Source organism: Thermodesulfobacteriota bacterium (assembly GCA_036397855.1).
GTDB lineage: Bacteria > Desulfobacterota_D > UBA1144 > Nemesobacterales > CSP1-2 > DASWID01.
The window spans coordinates 1-2,735 of record DASWID010000183.1 but is presented as its reverse complement, the minus strand read 5'-3'; the positions used below and the strand labels follow the sequence as shown (position 1 = coordinate 2,735).

The following is a 2,735-nucleotide window of genomic DNA, read 5'->3' as shown; positions in this document are numbered from 1 at the left end:
TTTTGCAAATTCTAGAACGTTCACTCTTAAGGCGAAATGAGACTGAAACTTTTATAATTTTATTGAACATTCCAGCGGTATGCTATATTTTAATTAAACGTCTATTATGAATCAAATCAGTTCGGTAACAGAGTTAAAATGGATACTTGAGGAACTCAGAAAATATATAGAATACCAAAGGGCTCTGGGTCTCGAGTATTTAATTTCGAAGACAGAGAAGGTAGATGTGGAAAACATATCGATTAAAGAAGATGAAATGAGGACAAGAATACGCCCGAAGACGACAATTGACGCAAATATCCAATTGAATATATTTGATTCTTTTTCCGAGAAGCAAACCCTTGAAGATATCAGGGAAGAGATCGGAGATTGTACGAGGTGTAAACTTCATACGGGTAGGACGAATATAGTATTTGGTGAAGGGAATCCGAGGGCAAGGCTCGTGTTCGTTGGAGAAGGCCCGGGAAGGGATGAAGATATTCAGGGAATGCCGTTTGTTGGCAGGGCGGGACAGCTACTTACGAAAATAATTAACGCTATGGGACTTAAGCGTTCTGATGTTTATATATGTAATGTTGTAAAATGCCGCCCGCCTGGTAACAGAACTCCGGAGCAAGATGAGATTGCAACTTGCCAGCAGTTTTTAATCAAGCAGTTGAGGACTATTGATCCAGCCGTGATTGTATGCCTTGGGAGCGTTGCTGCTCAATCGGTTTTAAACACTAAGGCAAAGCTCGGTGAATTGCGAGGGAATTTTCATACCTATGGACATGCAAAACTTATGGTAACGTACCATCCCGCAGCGTTATTGAGAAACCCCGGATTTAAAAAGCCTCTCTGGGAAGACATGCAGCTTGTGATGAAGGAACTTGGGATCTCGAAGTCGGGCGATTAGCTCAGCGGATAGAGTACTGGCCTCCGAAGCCAGAGGTCGGGGGTTCGAATCCCCCATCGCCCGCCAGAAACTTTTGCTTTAATATCACAAGCTCTAAACTTCGTTTAGCTTCTACCTACACATATGTTGAAATAAATCTTCTGCAATTGTAATCTTATGTTAACAAAAATTATTGTTTTTATGTAAACTTCGGTGTAACCATGAGAAAAGATAAACGATATATGCCCAGCTACAGCGTACCGGAAGCTGCATTTTATTTAAGGCTTCCCGTATCAACGCTCAGAGCGTGGATTGGGAGGCAAACTGGCTTTGAACCCCTTATATATCTCGCTCAGGAAAAGCCTCTAGCACTCTCTTATATTAATCTTATTGAATCCTATGTTCTGGCTGCAATAAGAAGAAAATACACTATTTCAATGATTAAGGTTAGAAAAGCAATTGATTATATAAGTAAGGAATTCAAAAGTGAAAATCCTCTAGCCGATAGGGAATTTGAAACTGATGGTCTTCATCTCTTCGTTAGGGAATACGGCAAACTCATAAACATTACTAAAGAAGGACAATTAGAGTTCGAAGAAATAGTAAAAAAATATCTTCAACGTATAGAACGTGATCCGAAAGGTTTACCTATTAAACTGTATCCATTCGTTAGAACCGGAGAGCCAGACGAACCTAAACTGATTTTTATTGATCCCAATATTTCTTTCGGAAGACCAGTTTTAGCTAATAAAGGAATACCTGTTGATGTCATAGCTGAGCGTTATAAAGCTGGAGAGTCAATTAATGATCTAATGTTGGATTATGAGTGCGCGCAAAAAGAAATCGAAGAGGCAATCAGATTCGAACTTTATTATAGAAAAGAAGCAGCATGAACGACTAACATTCTTTTTAGACCGAGCTTTAGGAAAAAGAATCATAGTTGAATCCCTTTCTGAGCAGAATCCAGAGATAACAGTTAAGGTGTTAGAAGATTACTTCGAATCCAATGTGGTTGATGAAGAATGGTTGCGGTTTGTAGGTCAAAAGGGCTGGATCGCAATTACAAAAGATAAACGAATACGATATCGTAGCCCAGCTTTGGAAGTTATAGGGAAAGAAAAAGTTAAACTTTTTGTATTAAACAAGGGAAATTTGACCGGCTTTGAAATGGCAGAAATTATAAAAAGAGCCATCCCTCGTATCAAAACATTTATAGCCAGGCATGAACCGCCATTTATCGCGAAAATAACAAAATCCGGGAAAATAGTAAAGGCAAAATAAAAAGAATCAGAATTGTCTAGCCTATTTACATAGTTGGGGAGCAGTTATCGTCACCACACTCAAGGCCAATGCCTCTTATTGCACCGAGATGCCATGAACTCAGAATAAATGATGAAAATACCATTTGGCGTATCATTTATCGACTTGATCCCGATGCGATTATCATATTGGAGGTGTTTAAAAAGAAAACCAACAAGACTCCGAATCACATTATTGAGTTATGTAAAAGAAGGCTCAGAGATTATGAGTCTTAAATTGGAGAAAGAAAATGAATAAAGCAAAAAGAAAAAGATTAGAATCAAAAGGTTGGAAGGTAGGAACCGTTGAGGAATTTCTGGACCTTTCGCCTGAAGAGTCTGCATATATAGAACTGAAACTCAAACTTAGCGATAGCTTAAAACGTTACAGGGAAGAAAGGAATCTTACGCAAACTCAATTGGCTAAAATGGTAGGTTCGAGTCAATCGAGAGTTGCCAAAATGGAAGTGGGAGACCCTTCTGTCTCAATTGATTTGGTAATTAGGTCTCTATTTGCACTAGGAATATCTAAGCGAGAGATGGGACGAATAATTGCATCTCCA

The 2,735-nt window shown here is 38.9% G+C and carries 5 protein-coding genes and 1 tRNA gene; all 6 read left to right on the top strand.

Annotated elements, in window-relative coordinates:
* The first annotated feature begins 106 nt into the window (after window positions 1-106).
* Window positions 107-895 (top strand): uracil-DNA glycosylase, encoded by a 789-nt coding sequence (locus VGA95_13935; GenBank protein HEX9667643.1) that lies wholly within the window; start codon window positions 107-109, stop codon window positions 893-895.
* Window positions 886-961, top strand: a tRNA-Arg gene (locus VGA95_13930). The genes VGA95_13935 and VGA95_13930 overlap by 10 nt, the downstream gene beginning before the upstream one ends.
* A 134-nt stretch (window positions 962-1,095) precedes the next feature.
* Window positions 1,096-1,767: a DUF433 domain-containing protein gene (locus VGA95_13925; protein HEX9667642.1), complete on the top strand. Its 672-nt coding sequence runs from the start codon at window positions 1,096-1,098 to the stop codon at window positions 1,765-1,767.
* Window positions 1,697-2,155 (top strand): hypothetical protein, encoded by a 459-nt coding sequence (locus tag VGA95_13920; protein ID HEX9667641.1) that lies wholly within the window; start codon window positions 1,697-1,699, stop codon window positions 2,153-2,155. Before VGA95_13925 ends, VGA95_13920 begins: the two co-directional genes overlap by 71 nt.
* A gap of 23 nt (window positions 2,156-2,178) precedes the next feature.
* Entirely contained in the window at window positions 2,179-2,409 is a 231-nt protein-coding gene (locus VGA95_13915) for a type II toxin-antitoxin system RelE/ParE family toxin (protein ID HEX9667640.1), read from the top strand.
* Window positions 2,410-2,423: 14 nt separating this feature from the next.
* On the top strand, window positions 2,424-2,735 hold a 312-nt coding region (locus VGA95_13910), incomplete at its 3' end, for a helix-turn-helix domain-containing protein (GenBank protein HEX9667639.1).

Bases quoted from the DNA above. Each gene is read 5' to 3' on its own strand.
- VGA95_13935 (HEX9667643.1), top strand. From the start codon at position 107: ATGAATCAAATCAGTTCGGTAACAGAGTTAAAATGGATACTTGAGGAA.
- VGA95_13925 (HEX9667642.1), top strand. From the start codon at position 1,096: ATGAGAAAAGATAAACGATATATGCCCAGCTACAGCGTACCGGAAGCT.
- VGA95_13920 (HEX9667641.1), top strand. From the start codon at position 1,697: ATGAGTGCGCGCAAAAAGAAATCGAAGAGGCAATCAGATTCGAACTTT.